Origin of the sequence: Streptomyces sp. JL2001 (genome assembly GCF_050917515.1) — a bacterium.
Taxonomy (GTDB): Bacteria; Actinomycetota; Actinomycetes; order Streptomycetales; family Streptomycetaceae; genus Streptomyces.
Genome location: NZ_CP169421.1, coordinates 3,862,536 through 3,877,271 on the forward strand (window position 1 = coordinate 3,862,536; position 14,736 = coordinate 3,877,271).

General features: G+C 69.1%; 10 protein-coding genes and 1 pseudogene. 6 read left to right on the forward strand and 5 right to left on the reverse strand.

What is annotated here, in order from left to right:
- The first annotated feature begins 134 nt into the window (after positions 1-134).
- The 4 genes from ACE1OA_RS17175 (at position 135) to ACE1OA_RS17190 (ending at position 4,659) form a co-directional block, all read left to right on the forward strand.
- On the forward strand, positions 135-1,073 hold the full coding sequence (locus ACE1OA_RS17175; RefSeq protein WP_071267663.1) for a restriction endonuclease: 939 nt from the start codon (positions 135-137) through the stop codon (positions 1,071-1,073).
- A gap of 280 nt (positions 1,074-1,353) precedes the next feature.
- Complete coding sequence (locus ACE1OA_RS17180; RefSeq protein WP_432753016.1) at positions 1,354-2,523, forward strand: DUF262 domain-containing protein; 1,170 nt, start codon at positions 1,354-1,356, stop codon at positions 2,521-2,523.
- Positions 2,520-3,641, forward strand: coding sequence for an AAA family ATPase (locus ACE1OA_RS17185; protein ID WP_071267660.1), 1,122 nt, complete (start codon positions 2,520-2,522; stop codon positions 3,639-3,641). Before ACE1OA_RS17180 ends, ACE1OA_RS17185 begins: the two co-directional genes overlap by 4 nt.
- Entirely contained in the window at positions 3,622-4,659 is a 1,038-nt protein-coding gene (locus tag ACE1OA_RS17190; protein WP_432753017.1) for a hypothetical protein, read from the forward strand. Before ACE1OA_RS17185 ends, ACE1OA_RS17190 begins: the two co-directional genes overlap by 20 nt.
- A gap of 66 nt (positions 4,660-4,725) precedes the next feature.
- Here ACE1OA_RS17190 and ACE1OA_RS17195 read toward each other — a convergent pair.
- Positions 4,726-4,971, reverse strand: a pseudogene (locus ACE1OA_RS17195) (LLM class flavin-dependent oxidoreductase); the annotation flags it as partial.
- 119 nt (positions 4,972-5,090) lie between these two features.
- On the opposite strand from ACE1OA_RS17195, the gene ACE1OA_RS17200 reads away from it, so the two are divergent.
- On the forward strand, positions 5,091-5,963 hold the full coding sequence (locus ACE1OA_RS17200; RefSeq protein ID WP_356601282.1) for an HAD family hydrolase: 873 nt from the start codon (positions 5,091-5,093) through the stop codon (positions 5,961-5,963).
- 126 nt (positions 5,964-6,089) lie between these two features.
- Here the strand turns inward: ACE1OA_RS17200 and ACE1OA_RS17205 are convergent, their stop codons facing one another.
- The 4 genes from ACE1OA_RS17205 to ACE1OA_RS17220 all read right to left on the reverse strand — a co-directional run bounded on the left by ACE1OA_RS17205 (position 6,090) and on the right by ACE1OA_RS17220 (position 14,109).
- A complete protein-coding gene (locus ACE1OA_RS17205) occupies positions 6,090-7,805 on the reverse strand; it encodes a GAF domain-containing sensor histidine kinase (protein WP_384867913.1) in 1,716 nt (571 codons plus the stop codon).
- Between the two features lie 198 nt (positions 7,806-8,003).
- Positions 8,004-11,540, reverse strand: a complete 3,537-nt coding sequence (gene cydD, locus ACE1OA_RS17210; RefSeq protein WP_386540725.1) for a thiol reductant ABC exporter subunit CydD — start codon at positions 11,538-11,540, stop codon at positions 8,004-8,006.
- A 37-nt stretch (positions 11,541-11,577) separates the two neighbouring features.
- On the reverse strand, positions 11,578-12,582 hold the full coding sequence (gene cydB / locus ACE1OA_RS17215; protein WP_384867909.1) for a cytochrome d ubiquinol oxidase subunit II: 1,005 nt from the start codon (positions 12,580-12,582) through the stop codon (positions 11,578-11,580).
- Positions 12,583-12,600: 18 nt separating this feature from the next.
- Positions 12,601-14,109, reverse strand: a complete 1,509-nt coding sequence (locus tag ACE1OA_RS17220; protein ID WP_356601286.1) for a cytochrome ubiquinol oxidase subunit I — start codon at positions 14,107-14,109, stop codon at positions 12,601-12,603.
- 204 nt (positions 14,110-14,313) lie between these two features.
- Here ACE1OA_RS17220 and ACE1OA_RS17225 point away from each other — a divergent pair, with 204 nt between their 5' ends.
- Positions 14,314-14,721: a cyclophilin-like fold protein gene (locus ACE1OA_RS17225; RefSeq protein WP_386540724.1), complete on the forward strand. Its 408-nt coding sequence runs from the start codon at positions 14,314-14,316 to the stop codon at positions 14,719-14,721.
- The last annotated feature ends 15 nt before the right edge of the window (positions 14,722-14,736 follow it).

Genomic DNA, 14,736 nt, shown 5'->3' on the forward strand with positions numbered 1-14,736 from the left:
CTGCTCCGACCACCCGACCGGGAGCGTGGTGGCGAGCGCCGTAGAGCGGCTCAACTGCCCCGCAGGACAGTAGAATCAATCAGATCATCCCGCAGTTGAGCAGCAGGTAAGCGAGCATAGATCTGGGGTGGGCCATGGTGGGGGCACAGTCGGGCGTTGCAAAGAAGATCCACTCCGACGCTTACGGGGCGCTCATCGAGGCGCTGACCACGATCAACTGGAACAAGGCCCCGTTCGAGCAGGACATTCGACGTAGGCTCCGAGAGCACCCCGAGTTGCTCATGCACCTCGACTTCGCCACGACGAAGCGCCAGACAGCAGCACAACTGGTGCACATGCTGATGGACCGGGAGTCGGAGTACCGGGACTTCACCATCGAGCTGATGATCGATGTGTCCAGGCTGGACACCTTCCCGAACCTGATGAAGCAGGTGGACGCCAAGGAGCTTCTGGCCGAGGCTCAGGCTGCCGTGGCGAACCTGGCCAGGTGGGTCGAACGGCATGCCGGTCTAGTCGAAGAGCGGGAGAGACTAGCTGCGGACCTCGCGGCTCACCAGGACGAAGCCAATCGGAGTCGCAGTTTCGCCCAGGTGCTACAGGAGCTGACGCAGGACTTCCTACGGCTCCATTCAATGGAGAACCGCCAGCAGGCGGGTCGCGAGTTCGAAACCTTCCTGCATCGGCTGTTCACCCTGTTCGATCTTGAGCCCACGCTCGCGTACAACCTGAAGGGCGAGCAGATAGACGGGGCGATCTACTACAACACGGACCACTTCATCGTCGAGGCCAAGTGGTTGGCCGGCACCGTCGAGGCCGAGGACCTGATGAAGTTCGACAGCAAGGTGCGTCTAAAGAGCAAGAACGCCCTGGGCTTGTTCGTGAGCGTGAACGGATTCTCCGCAGGTGGCCGCGACATCTTCAAGCGGGGAACGTCGTTCATCACCATCGAAGGCGGAGACCTCTACTGCGTGTTGGAGGGGCGCATCCGCCTGGACGAGCTGCTCAGCCGTAAGCTCCTCCACGCAAGCACCACCGGCAATTGCTACTACCCGGCAGCAGAGATACTGGGCTGATTCTGAGCCTGCCGCCTCGATGAGGCACCACCCGACCTGGCCGCCCGATCCGACAGCAGCCGCTGGAGACCGGGACGGTCACCCTGTGTCGCACCCGAGCGACTCCAGGCGACGGTGGGCGCCTCACGGGCGAAGAATCCATCGCACCGTTCGCCGCCCGGTCCTGTCCGTGAATAGGTTCTTCGCCCTCGCCAGCGGCAAGTGTCACGTCCTGTCGGGTAAAGCGGAGGAGGTCAGCAAACTCCTTCGGCCTGGGCTGTTGGCCCATAGAATGGCCTGCATGGCTATGGACGGCACGCAGACGACTCCGGACGTGGTGGAGGACGTGTTTGATGGACACGCCACGGGTATCGAGGTCGAGGACTCGGGCGAGGACACCACCCAGATTCAGCGGCCGTGGAACCCTGACCAGATCCGGGTGAACACCAGCCAGTTCTCCTTGCGCAACATCCTCGACCAGATCGACGAGGGTTCCATCGAGCTCGCTCCGGACTTCCAGCGGTTGCAGGTCTGGCGGACGGACCAAAAGTCCCTGCTGGTCGAGTCGCTGCTGCTCCAGATCCCGCTGCCCGCGTTCTACTTCGCGGAGGACGCGGACGGTTCTTTCCGCGTTGTCGACGGCCTTCAGCGGCTGTCGACGCTACACGCGTTCGTCCGGGGTGGAGACAGCGGCTTCGCTCTTGGAAAGCTGGAACACCTGAACGATCTGAAGGACATGCGCTTCAGTGATCTCCCTGTACCGTCCCAGCGGCGAATCAACAACACCCAGCTGATCGTCAACGTGATCGACCCGACGACGCCGCGCGGGGTCACGTACGAGATCTTCAAGCGCATCAACACAGGCGGAACCCCGCTCAACGCCCAAGAGATCCGCCACTGCATGAGCAGCCCGCGTAGCAGGGGCATCTTGCACCGGATGACTCATACGGATGCTTTTGCGAAGGCCACTGGGGGCCGCCTCACCGATCACATCCGGATGAATGATCGGGAGATGGCCCTGCGGTTCGCCGCGTTCTGGCTGAAGGGGGTCTTGGCCTACCAGGAGCGGCCCTTCATGGAGCAGTTCCTGATGGACGCCACCGAGATGCTGGATGATCCGAAGCAGGTCCCAGATGAGCAGGTGACTGAGCTGGAGGCCGCCTTCGAGCGGGCGATGACTCATGCGTATCTCGTCTTCGGCGAGCACGCTTTCCGCAAGTGGCCGGAGGGTGACGACTACCGTCGCCCGATCAACCGTGCCATGTTCGAGAGCTGGTCCATGGCCTTGGCCGACCCCGACTGCACGACTGCCGACCTGCGTACACGTCGAACAGCCATTGTGAAGGCGGCCCGTGGGCGGATGACCACCGACGTCACGTACCTCAACGCCATCACCTCCTCCACCGCCGACCGGTTTAGGGTGGACTACCGCTTCAAGGCCGCCGTGGCGGACGCGGGAGCCGGCCTGTGATCACTTCCTTGGAGATTCGGGGCTTCAAGCGGTTTGAATCGGCGTCGTTTGGCCTGCGTCCTTTCACGGTCCTGACCGGAGTTAACGGCGGTGGCAAGAGCACCTTGATCCAGTCCCTGCTGCTGGCGAGGTTGGCAGGTACGTCAGGTGCAGCGGCAGGTGCCACGATCCGGCTAAATGGCCCGCTCGGGCTGGCTCTCGGCGAGGCCCGGGACGTGCTGAACTGGACGACCGACGCGCGTGAGATCAGCATTCGACTGGGCGGCCCGGACGGCGAGTCATGGGTGTATGGCTTCGGGCTGCCTGACGCCGAGCAGGCACTGCACCTTGATGTGCGGCGGCTCCCAGTGGCGCACGTGCCGGGCATCGGGTCCGCTGTCACAGACCCCGCTTTCACCTACCTGTGCGCCGAGCGTCTGGGCCCCCGTGACACGCTGTCGGTGTCCGCCGAGGAGCCCGACCGGATCGGAGTCGGAGTGCGGGGTGAGTTCACCGCGCAGGTGCTGGCACTGCGCGAGTCCCGCGCGGTAAGTACTCGGAGGGCGGTCCGAGGTGCATTGCACCACCCAGATTCTGCAGGACCGCAGTTGAGGGTCCAGGCCGAATCGTGGGCCTCCGAGATCATCCGTCCTCTCCAGATCACTGCACGGGTCGCCGTGGGAATCATGGCCACGACGATCCGGTTCGGAGAGACGGGGCTGAGCGGCGAGGAGATCCGCCCAGTCAATACCGGGTTCGGCATCTCCTACGCCCTGCCGGTCATCGTCGCGGGGCTACTCACAGAGCCAGGCGATCTGTTGATCGTGGAGAACCCCGAGGCGCATCTGCATCCGGCGGGACAGTCCCGGTTGGGCCGGTTCCTCGCGCGGGTGGCGGGCAGCGGGGTACAGGTCGTGGTGGAGACGCACAGCGATCACGTCCTCAACGGAGCCCGACTCGCCGTCGCGCAGGATCGCTCGCTCCCAGCGGCAGACATGATCACCCACTACTTCGATCACGACCAGACCCTGTCCATCGACGTCAATGACAAGGGCGAACTCAGCTATTGGCCCAGCGGTTTCTTCGACCAGATCGAGACCGACCTCGGGAGGCTGGCTCGTGCCCAACGCGGCAGGTAGGAACGGAAAGGGAACCGAGCAGGACTTATTGGGTGCCTCCGCTGCCCTCGATGCCGACGACTATCGCGTCGTAGTCGCGGAGGAGTGCTTCAACTGGCGGGAGCTGACGGACTCCGGTCTGCGAGACGCCCTCGACGTCCTTGTGGAAGTCCTCCAACCGTTTGCTGACGGCCGCAAAGCCGCGTTCATGGAGCCCGCGTATGACGTCGAGTGCCGCCCCTCGGTCACGCTGATCGACGCCCTGTACTCCCCGGACGGAGGGCTACCACGTGACAAGCGGGCTCTGCTGCAGCAACTGGTGAGTAAGTGTCGGTGCGTAATACCGGACGAGGCGGATCTGCCCCAGCCGGCCCGGGTAGCCGAGGGCTCCTGGCAGGAACCATCCTGGGGTACGGCCCACGCCCTGGCACGGGCCGCGATGGGCCGCGCTATGTCCTGTCTCCTGGTGCCTTACGCCACAGAACCCGACTGGCCGTCCGGATGGGTCACCGTCACGCGGACGACGGAGGCTGGCCAGGACGAGGTGAAGTTGCACGTTCTACGACACCCTGACGACGTACCGATCTTCTGGCGTGGTGTCCTCACCCACGAGAACGTGCCAGCCGAGCACTTCTTCACCATCACAGAGGACGCGTTCCCCCGGCTGTTGTTCGCGGACTCTCTGCGTCTGCACCACTTCAAGGGCGCCTACACCGAAGTCCTGCCATGGCTTGTGAAGTTGCTGGGGGCGATCGACGACCACTTCGCCCGGATGCTGGCTGAATGCGGCGGCGACCAGACACAGGTTGTCCGGAGGTTCAGTGCTTTGGGCCTGGATATCTCGCCTGAGAGCCCGAACACGAAGAAGAACGCGAAGGCGTGGGAGCAGCGCAACGTCAGATACGGCGATGGCACCTATCGATGCGAGTGGCACGGCAAGCGGCTCTGGGATCGCGACAGGGTCCACTTCTCATTGCCGATCGCCGAGCACGGCGACCGGATCCTCATCGGGATCTTCGTGGAGCATCTGGCGACCTGAGCGAAGGAGACCGAAGGGCGTGGCCATGGTCGTTCCTCTCGCACATCAACGACCAGGTCAGTCCGCGATGGGTGAACGAGGCTTGACTGAGGTGACGAGCGTGCCGACGCGCAGTCGCTCGGTGGCGGCCGCGGCGGCGGTCAGCGTCGGTATGGCACCGAACCACGGGCCGTCCCGGAAGGTCCGCCAGGACAGGTGGTCGTAGGTGTACGCGGTGTGGAAGCCGAGCTGCTCGGCGCGCAGCCACTGATCGCGGCCGCCCTCGTGCCAGCGACGGGAGGGAAGGATGACGGTGCTCAGACGCATACGCACGACCCTACGCCGCCGTACGGACACCCGGCATGGCCGGACCGGCCACCCTGGCCGGAAATGTCCCTCTCAGATGTGCGCCCCCGCGCACGCCCGTGCACGGGGTGCGGAAGAATGAATCGGTGACCACACCCCGAACTCAGCGCCCCGCCGCCCGGACCCCCCGGCTGATCGCCACCGACCTCGACGGCACTCTGCTGCGCGACGACAAGTCCGTCTCGGAGCGCACGGTCGCGGCGCTCGCCGCCGCCGAGGAGGCCGGCGTCGAGGTCTTCTTCGTCACCGGACGGCCGGCACGCTGGATGGACGTGGTGGCCGACCACGTGCACGGCCACGGGCTCGCCATCTGCGCCAACGGGGCCGCGGTCGTCGACCTGCACGCAGGCGGAACATTTCTTGAGGTGCGCCCGCTGGAGCGGGAGGTCGCGCTCGCCGTCGTGCGGACCCTGCGCGCCGCCGCCCCCGGCACCTCCTTCGCGGTCGAGCTCACCACCGGCATCCACTACGAGCCGGACTACCCCCCGTTCTTCCTCGACCCCGGCGCGACGGTCGCCACCGCGGAGAAGCTGCTGTACGAGGAGGCGCCCGGCGCCGCGGCCCCCGTGCTCAAACTGCTCGCCCAGCACCCGGAGCTCGACCCCGACGCCTTCCTGACCGTGGCCCGCACGGCCGCGGGCGAACTGGCCTCCTTCACCCGGTCCAGTCCGACCGCCCTGCTGGAGGTCAGCGGCCTCGGGGTCTCGAAGGCGTCCACGCTGGCCCTCTGCTGTGCCGAGCGCGGCATCTCCGCGGACGAGGTCGTCGCGTTCGGGGACATGCCCAACGACATCGAGATGCTCCGCTGGGCGGGGCGCTCGTACGCGATGGGCAACGCCCACCCGGACGTCCTCGCCGCCGCCTCCGGCCGTACGGCGGGCAACAACGAGGACGGCGTGGCCGTCGTGGTCGAGGAGATCCTCGAAGAGGTCCGCGCGGCGTCGCAGGCCGGGGCGTAGGCCGGCGGCGCCGCGGGTCGGCATGGCGGGCCCCGGCGGCGTCCAGCCGGTGCCCGCCGGCAGGATCGGCAGGTCACTCCCTAGGGGTGTCCTGGCGAGGTGTCCTGGCGCAAGCCCGGCAGGACCCTAGAGCGGGGCCTGCCAGAACACCGTCGTGCCGCCTCCGTCGTCACCGATGCCCGGGCCGCACCAGCTCGATCCGCCCAGCGACTCGGCGCGCCGCGTGAGGTTGCGCAGCCCGCTGCGCCGGCCGCCCTGGGGGATGCCGACGCCGTCGTCGGCGACCGAGAGCCGGACCGCGGAGGATCCGTCGGGAAGCTCCGCGCCGGCGTCGACGACGACCTCGATCCGGGTGGCCGAGGCGTGCCGGAAGGCGTTGGAGAGGGCCTCGCGGAGCGCCGCCACCAGGTTCTTCCCCGTGAGCTCGCCGACCGTCGCGTCGACCGGGCCGAGGAAGCGGTGTGCGGGCTTGAAGCCGAGGGGCACGGCCGCCATGTTGATCTCGCGCAGGACCCGGGTCCGCAGCCCGGAGGGGGCCTCGGCCGGTCCCTGCTGGAGGGCGAAGATCGCGGTACGGATCTCCTGGATGGTCACGTCCAGTTCGTCCACGGCCTTGCCGACGCCGTCCCGCACGGCGGGCACGATCGACTTGCGCTGGGCGCTCTCCAGCATCATCCCGGTGGCGAACAGCCGTTGGATGACGAGGTCGTGCAGGTCGCGGGCGATCCGGTCGCGGTCCTCGTAGACGGCGAGCCGCTCCCGGTCGCGCTGGGCGTCGGCCATCATCAGGGCGAGAGCCGCCTGGGAGGCGAACTGCGTGGCGAGGGTGCGCTCGGCCTCGGTGAACGGACGGGCGCCCCGCGCACGGGGGGTCGCGAGCGCGCCGAGGACCTTGCCCCCGCTGTGCAGGGGGAGCAGCATGCTGGGCCCGTACTGGTCCGCCAGCCGGCTGAGCATGCGGGGGTCGGTGGAGGCGTCGTCCACGAACACCGCCTCGCCCGCGAGCAGCCGCTCCACCACCGGGCTCTCCGGCGGGATCACGACGCCGAGCGACTTGGCGGGCCGGTCGGAGGAGACGGCGACGATCTCCAGACCGCCCTCCTCTCCGGCGGGCAGGAGCACGATTCCGGCGGCGGAGTCGGCGAGGCGGCGGGCCTGTTCGGCGACCACCGCCAGGGCGTCGTCGGCGTCGCCGCCGGAGAGCAGGGCGGTGGTGACGGCGACCGAGCCGTCGATCCACCGCTCGCGCTGGCGCGCGGCCTCGTAGAGGCGGGCGTTGCCGATGGCGATCCCCGCCTCGGTGGCGAGGACCCGGACCATGTGGAGGTCGTAGTCGTTGAACTCCCCTCCGTCGTGCTTCTCGGAGAGGTAGAGGTTGCCGAAGATCTCGCCCTGCACCCGGATCGGCACCCCGAGGAAGGTCCGCATCGGGGGGTGCCCGGGCGGGAATCCGGCAGCCCGCGGATCGCTCGACAGATCGGCCAGCCTGATGGTCTGCGGTTCGCGGATGAGTGCGCCGAGGAGCCCCGCATGGCCGTCGGGGCGCCGCCCGATCCGGCGGGCGGTGTCCTCGTCCACGCCGTGGGTGACGAAGTCGGAGAGGCCGTCGCCCTCCTCGTCGACGACGCCGATGGCGGCGTAGCGGGCGTCGGCGAGTTCGGCCGCGGTCTCGCAGATCCGGTCGAGGGTGGAGTGCAGTTCGAGCCCGGTGCCCACCGAGCGCATGGCCTCCAGGAGCTGCGGCACCCGTGCGGTGAGCTCCGTGGACAGACCCTGCAGGCTGCGGGTGGCCTGGGTCGCGGCTTCGAGGGGGTCCGGCAGGTCGGGCACGGCGGCGGTCATGGCCTTGAGCCTAGTAAGTCCGATTTGGCGAGAAAAGTCGGCCGCTCGATCTCGTCACCCGAGGACCGTCCGCCGAGACGCCCCCTCGCGGCGTTGTCGGAGTCGCCCGAGTACACCCGGTACGAGGGCGGTCCTCCGCCTTGCGACGCACCACATCCGACGCCGCGGGCCGGTCCTCGAAGACCGCCCGGCCAGGACCTAACGCGGCGCGGTGAGCAGCCGGTCGCTCTCCCGCTCCCGTTCCAGCATCCGGCGCAGCGGCCCCTCGGCCCCGGCGAGGTCCGCGTACGTTCCGCGCTGCACGGTGCGCCCCTCGTCGAGGACGACCACCTCGTCGACGGCGTCGAGTCCGCGCAGGCGGTGGGTGATCAGTACGGTGGTGCGTCCCTCGGTGGCCCGCAGCAGATCGTCGGTGAGCGCGTCGGCCGTGGCCAGGTCGAGGTGCTCGGCCGGCTCGTCGAGCACCAGGACGGGGAAGTCCGCGAGGAGCGCCCGGGCGAGGGCGAGGCGCTGCCGCTGGCCGCCGGACAGCCGCGAGCCGTGCTCTCCGACCAGGGTGTCGAGGCCGTGCGGCAGCCCGTCCACCCAGTCGAGGAGCCGGGCCCGGCGCAGGGCGGTCCGCAGCTCGTCGTCGTGAGCGCCGGGACGCGCGAGGCGCAGGTTCTCCCGGAGCGAGCTGTCGAAGGTGTGCGCGTCCTGCGCGCAGAGTCCGACGAAGCGCCGGACGTCGTCGGAGTCGAGCGCGGACGTCTCCGTCCCGCCGAGGCGGTAGGTGCCCGATCCGGCGTCCAGGAAGCGCAGCAGTACCTGGGCGAGGGTCGTCTTGCCCGATCCGGACGAGCCGACGACGGCGACCCGGCGGCCGGCCTCCAGGGTGAGCGTGAAGTCGCTGAGCGCGTCCCGCTCCTGGCCCGCGTGACGGGCGGAGAGGCCGGCGACCTCCACCGGGAAGGGGCTCTTCGGAGGCGAGGCGGGGTGCTCCGGCTCGTGTACGGGCACAGGCGCGTCGAGCACCTCGTGGACCCGCTCGGCGCTGCGCCGCACGCGCTGGCGGTACTGCACGGCGAGCGGGAGCCCGGTGACGGCCTCGAAGGCGGCGAGCGGTGTCAGGACGACGACGGCCAGGGTGACTCCGGCCAGCCGGCCGTCGTGGACGGCCTGGACGCCCACGACGGCCGCGGCGGCGACCGTCAGACCGCAGGCGAGCGCGGAGAGGCCGGCGCCGAGTGCGGTCGCGGCGGCCTGCCGGGAGGCGATGGCGGTGAGGGTGCGGTCGGCGGCCCGGGCCCGGCCGATCCGGTCGTTCAGGGCGCCGGCGACCGTCAGTTCGGCGCAGCCGCGGAGCAGGTCGACGACCGTCGTGGCCAGCGTTCCGCGGGCCGGCGCGAGCCGGCTCTCGGCCCGGCGGGCCAGCACTCCGCCGGCGGCGGGGACGGCCACGCCCGCGGCCAGCAGGCCCGCGGCGAGCACGGCTCCCGCCTCGGGCAGCAGCCAGGCGGTGAAGCCGACGGAGCCGGCCCCGACGACGAGGGCGGCGCCGGCGGGAAGCAACCAGCGCAGCCAGTAGTCCTGGAGGGCGTCGACGTCCTGGACGAGGCGGGACAGCAGGTCGCCCCGCCGGGTCCGGCGCAGCCCCGCGGGAGCGATGCGCTCCAGACGCCGGTAGACGGCGACGCGCAGCTCCGCGAGCATCCGCAGCACGGCGTCGTGGGACACGAGGCGCTCGGCGTAACGGAACACGGCCCGCCCGATGCCGAAGGCCCGTGTGGCGGTGACGGCCACCATCAGATAGAGGACGGGCGGCTGTTCGGAGGCTCGCGAGATGAGCCAGCCGGACACCGCCATGAGCCCCACGGCGGAGCCGAGCGCCAGACTGCCGAGCAGCAGGGCGAGGGCCATCCGCCCCTTCAGTCCGCCGGCCATGGCTCGGACCCGCGCGAGGGCGCCGCGGCCCGCGTAGCCCGTCGGCTCGGTCGCCGCTTCGGGTTCCGCGCCCGGCTCGGCCGAACCGGCCCGTACGGAGGTCTCGACGGCCGGCTCGGAAACCGGCCGCGGCGTCCCGGGGGCGGTCCCCGGCTCGGCCTCCGCCGCGGCGGCCCCGGCAAAGCCGATGGGCACCATGCGGTCCGCGATCGCGAGCAGCGCCGGACGGTGGACGACCAGCACGACCGTGCGGCCCTGTGCGAGACGGCGGACGGCGTCGACCACGGCCGCTTCCGTCTCCCCGTCCAGCGCGGCCGTGGGCTCGTCCAGCAGGAGCAACGGCCGGTCGGCCAGGAAGGCCCGGGCCAGAGCGAGGCGCTGGCGCTGGCCCGCCGAGAGTCCGGCACCGTCCTCACCCAGCAGGGTTCCGGCCCCCTCCGGGAGCTCGGCCACGAAGTCGTCCGCGCCGGCGTCCCGCAGCGCCCGCCGCACCGCGTCGTCGGAGGCGTCCGGCCGGGCGAGGCGCACGTTCTCCGCGATGGTTCCCGCGAAGAGGTACGGCCGTTGAGGCACCCAGGCGATCGTCGAGCGCCATTCCTCCAGGCTCAGCGTGCCGAGGTCCACGCCGCCGACCTTGACCGTGCCGCCCGCTTCCGGGGTGGCGAAGCCCAGTACGACATCGAGCAGGGTGGACTTGCCCGCCCCGCTCGGCCCCACCAGGGCCACCGTCTCCCCCGGGGCCACCGTCAGGGAGACCGAGTCCAGCGAGGGCTCGGCCCGCCCCGGGTGACGTACGGTCACGTTCTCGAGTTCCAGACCCACGGAGGCCGGGACGGCGGCCGTGCCGCCCTGCGGCGCGGGACTCTCCAGGACCTCGAAGATCTCCTCCGCAGCGGCCAGTCCTTCCGCCGCCGCGTGGTACTGCGCCCCCACCTGCCGGATCGGCAGGTAGGCCTCGGGCGCCAGGATCAGGATGACCAGGCCGGTGTACAGGTCGAGGTCGCCGTGGACCAGCCGCATGCCGATGCCGACCGCGACCAGCGCCACCGACAGCGTCGAGAGAAGTTCCAGGGCGAACGACGACAGGAACGCGATCCGCAGCGTCCTCATCGTCGCCTGCCGGTATTCGGACGTGATGGCGCGGATCGACTCAGCCTGCGCCTTCGCCCGGCCGAAGACCTTGAGCGTCGGCAGTCCCGCCACCACGTCCAGGAAGTGCCCGGAGAGCCGGGACAGCAACGTCCACTGCCGGTCCATCCGCGCTTGGGTGTACCACCCGATCAGGACCATGAAGAGGGGGATGAGCGGGAGGGTGACGACGATGACCGCGGCCGAGACCCAGTCCTCGGTGACGATCCGCGCCAGCACCGCCACCGGAACCACGACGGCGAGACCCAGCTGCGGCAGATAGCGGGAGAAGTAGTCGTCGAGCGCGTCCACGCCCCGGGTCGCGAGCGCGACCAGCGACCCTGCCTTCTGCCCGCTGAGCCACCCCGGCCCCAGGTCGGCCGACCGTGCGAGCAGCCGTCCCCGCAGATCCGACTTGACCGCAGCGCTGGCCCGGTGGGCGGCCAGCTCGGTCAGCCAGGAGACGAGTCCGCGCCCCGCCGCGACTCCCGCCAGGAGCAGGAGCGGCGTGGTCAGGCCGGACAGCGCGAGGTCCTCCTGAAAGGCCCCCACCACCACCTCGGCGATGAGCATCGCCTGGGCGACGACCAGCGCCGCCCCGGCCAGACCGAGGACCACCACGGCCGCCAGGAAGAAGCGGGTGGCCCGGGCGTACCGGAGCAGACGCGGGTCGATCGGTTTCACGTGAAACATCCCTCTGGAGAGGCAGGTACCGCGGACATCAGTGTGCGGCGTCGGCCAGGTGCTGCGTGCCGATCCGCTTCCGGAAGACCCAGTAGGTCCAGCCCTGGTAGAGCAGCACCAGCGGGGTCGCGATCGCCGCACACCACGTCATGATCTTCAGGGTGTACGGGCTCGACGAGGCGTTGGTGACCGTGAGGCTCCACGCCGGGTCGAGCGAGGACGGCATGACGTTCGGGAAGAGCGTCAGGAAGAGCATCGCCACCGCGGCGGCGATCGTGATGCCCGAGAGGGCGAACGACCAGCCCTCGCGTCCCACCTTGATCGCTCCGATCGCTCCGACGAGTGCGACCACGGCGACCAGCATGGCGACGAGACTCCAGCCGTCGCCCTTGTCGGCCTGGGTCCAGACCAGGAAGCCGAGGGCGAGCGCGGCCGTGACCAGTCCCAGCCTCAGGGCCAGCGAACGTGCCCGGACCCGGATGTCCCCCACGGTCTTGAGGGCGGCGAAGACCGCCCCGTGAAAGGTGAAGAGGGTGAGCGTGACCAGGCCGCCGAGGATCGCGTACGGGTTGAGCAGGTCCCAGAGGGTGCCGACGTACTCCTTCTGCGCGTCGATCTTCACGCCGCGCACGATGTTGCCGAAGGCGACACCCCACAGCAGGGCGGGGATCAGCGAGGTCCAGAAGATGGCCTGCTCCCAGTTCCGCTGCCAGCTCTCCTCGGCGCGCTTCACCCGGTACTCGAAGGCGACACCGCGCACGATCAGGCACACGAGGATGATCAACAGGGGCAGGTAGAAGCCGGAGAAGAGCGTCGCGTACCACTCGGGGAACGCGGCGAAGGTCGCGCCTCCGGCGGTCAGCAGCCACACCTCGTTGCCGTCCCAGACGGGTCCGATCGTGTTGATCAGAACCCGCTTCTCGGCGCGGTCGCGGGCGAGCAGCTTGGTCAGGACGCCGACCCCGAAGTCGAAGCCCTCGAGGAAGAAGTAGCCGATCCAGAGGACGGCGATCAGTACGAACCAGACGTTGTGGAGTTCCATGCCTCGATCTCCTGAGTCTCAGTACGAGAAGGCCATGGGCCGGTCGGGGTCACGGTCGTCCCCGCCGATCTTGGTGGGCGGGTTGAGGTCGGACTCGGTGAGCTCGGGCGGTCCGGCCTTGACGTACTTCACCAGGAGGCGGACCTCGATCACGGCGAGTACGGCGTAGAGGAGGGTGAAGACGATCATCGAGGTGAGGACCTCGCCCTGGGAGACACCGGGGGAGACGGCGTCCCTGGTGCGCAGCACGCCGTACACGACCCAGGGCTGGCGGCCCATCTCGGTGAAGATCCAGCCCCAGGAGTTGGCGATCAGCGGGAAGAGCATGGTCCAGAGCGCGATGATCCAGTACCACTTGGTCAGGCGGGGGCTGAGCGCCTTCCGCTTGAACAGGACCAGGTTCGGCACCTCGTCCTCACCGGTCCGCATCCCCGGCGGCAGCAGGAACTTCTTCCGGGTGAGCCACAGACCGAGCATGCCGATGCCCAGCGAGGCCATGCCGAAGCCGATCATCCAGCGGAAGCCCCAGTAGGCGACGGGGATGTTGGGCCGGTAGTCGCCGGGCCCGTACTTCTCCTGCTCGGCCTTGTTGACGTCGTTGATGCCCGGGACGAACGAGCTGAAGTCGTCGTTCGCGAGGAAGGACAGCAGTCCCGGGATCTCTATGGCGACCGAGTTGTGGCCCTTCTCCACGTCTCCGTAGGCGAAGACGGAGAAGGGTGCGGGCGCCTCGCCGTCCCAGAGCGCCTCGGCGGCGGCCATCTTCATCGGCTGCTGCTTGAACATCACCTTGCCGAGCAGGTCGCCGCTGATCGCGGTGCCCAGGCCGGCGATGATCAGGGTGATCAGGCCGAGGCGCAGGGAGGTCCGCATCACCGGGATGTGCCGCTTGCGCGCCAGGTGGAAGGCCGAGATGCCGACCATGAACGCGCCGCCCACCAGGAAGGCGGCCGTCATGGTGTGGAAGAACTGCGTGAGGGCGGTGTTCTGGGTGAGCACCTGCCAGAAGTCGGTGAGCTCGGCCCGGCCCCGCTCCTCGTTGATGCGGTAGCCGACCGGGTGCTGCATCCAGGAGTTGGCCGCCAGGATGAAGTACGCGGAGAGGATCGTGCCGATCGACACCATCCACATGCAGGCGAGGTGGATCCGCTTGGGCAGCTTGTCCCAGCCGAAGATCCACAGACCGATGAACGTGGACTCGAAGAAGAACGCGATCAGCGCCTCGAAGGCGAGCGGCGCCCCGAAGATGTCACCGACGAAGCGGGAGTAGTCGGACCAGTTCATACCGAACTGGAACTCCTGCACGATGCCGGTGACGACACCCATCGCGATGTTGATCAGGAAGAGCTTGCCCCAGAACTTCGTCGCCCTGAGGTACTTCTCGTTCTCCGTGCGCACCCAGGCGGTCTGCAGTCCGGCGGTGAGCGCGGCGAGCGAGATCGTCAGGGGAACGAAGAGGAAGTGGTAGACGGTCGTGATGCCGAACTGCCAGCGCGCCAAGGTCTCTGGCGCCAGAGCTAGGTCCACGTCAACTTCTCCTTACACGCCGTGGTCACGAGGGGCAGTCTGCCCCTTGAATGCCACCTATCCCGACCCAAACCGGGACACGCTTGTGAACGCGTTCACATTCACAAGCATTATGTCTCATACGAAATCCGTATCGGCAAGGGGGTCCCCCCTAACGAAGGCCACCTCTTCCCAAGAACTTCAACATATTGTTGAATCCGGGCTATGAGCCTTCGGATACGCATCTCCTGGCCGGCCGGACAGACCACGGCCACCCTTGAGGAAACCCCCACGAGCAAGGCGCTCGCAGGGGTTCTCCCGATCTCCTCCGCCGCCCGGACCTGGGGCGAGGAGGTCTACTTCGACACACCCGTCTCCGCCGTCGTCGAAGCCGGCGCCCGGCAGGTGGTGGCGCCGGGCACCGTGGCCTTCTGGACCGAGGGGGACGCGCTCGCCCTCCCCTTCGGACCGACGCCCATCTCCCAGGGCTGGGGATCACCGCGGGCGGAGTTCGCGGGCGAGTGCCGGCTCGCCAGTCCCTGCAACCTGCTGGGCGCGCTGGACGGCGACCCTGGCGTCCTGGCCACCGTCAGGGACGGCGACCCGATCCGTGTCGAGGCCGTCCACGAGTAGCGGTGCCCCGTCCGC

What these genes read in the sequence shown, in the direction of transcription:
- ACE1OA_RS17225 (WP_386540724.1), top strand. Translation starts at nt 14,314, where the DNA reads ATGAGCCTTCGGATACGCATCTCCTGGCCGGCCGGACAGACCACGGCC.
- ACE1OA_RS17180 (WP_432753016.1), top strand. Translation starts at nt 1,354, where the DNA reads ATGGCTATGGACGGCACGCAGACGACTCCGGACGTGGTGGAGGACGTG.
- ACE1OA_RS17175 (WP_071267663.1), top strand. Translation starts at nt 135, where the DNA reads ATGGTGGGGGCACAGTCGGGCGTTGCAAAGAAGATCCACTCCGACGCT.
- ACE1OA_RS17205 (WP_384867913.1), bottom strand. Translation starts at nt 7,805, where the DNA reads ATGACCGCCGCCGTGCCCGACCTGCCGGACCCCCTCGAAGCCGCGACC.
- cydB (WP_384867909.1), bottom strand. Translation starts at nt 12,582, where the DNA reads ATGGAACTCCACAACGTCTGGTTCGTACTGATCGCCGTCCTCTGGATC.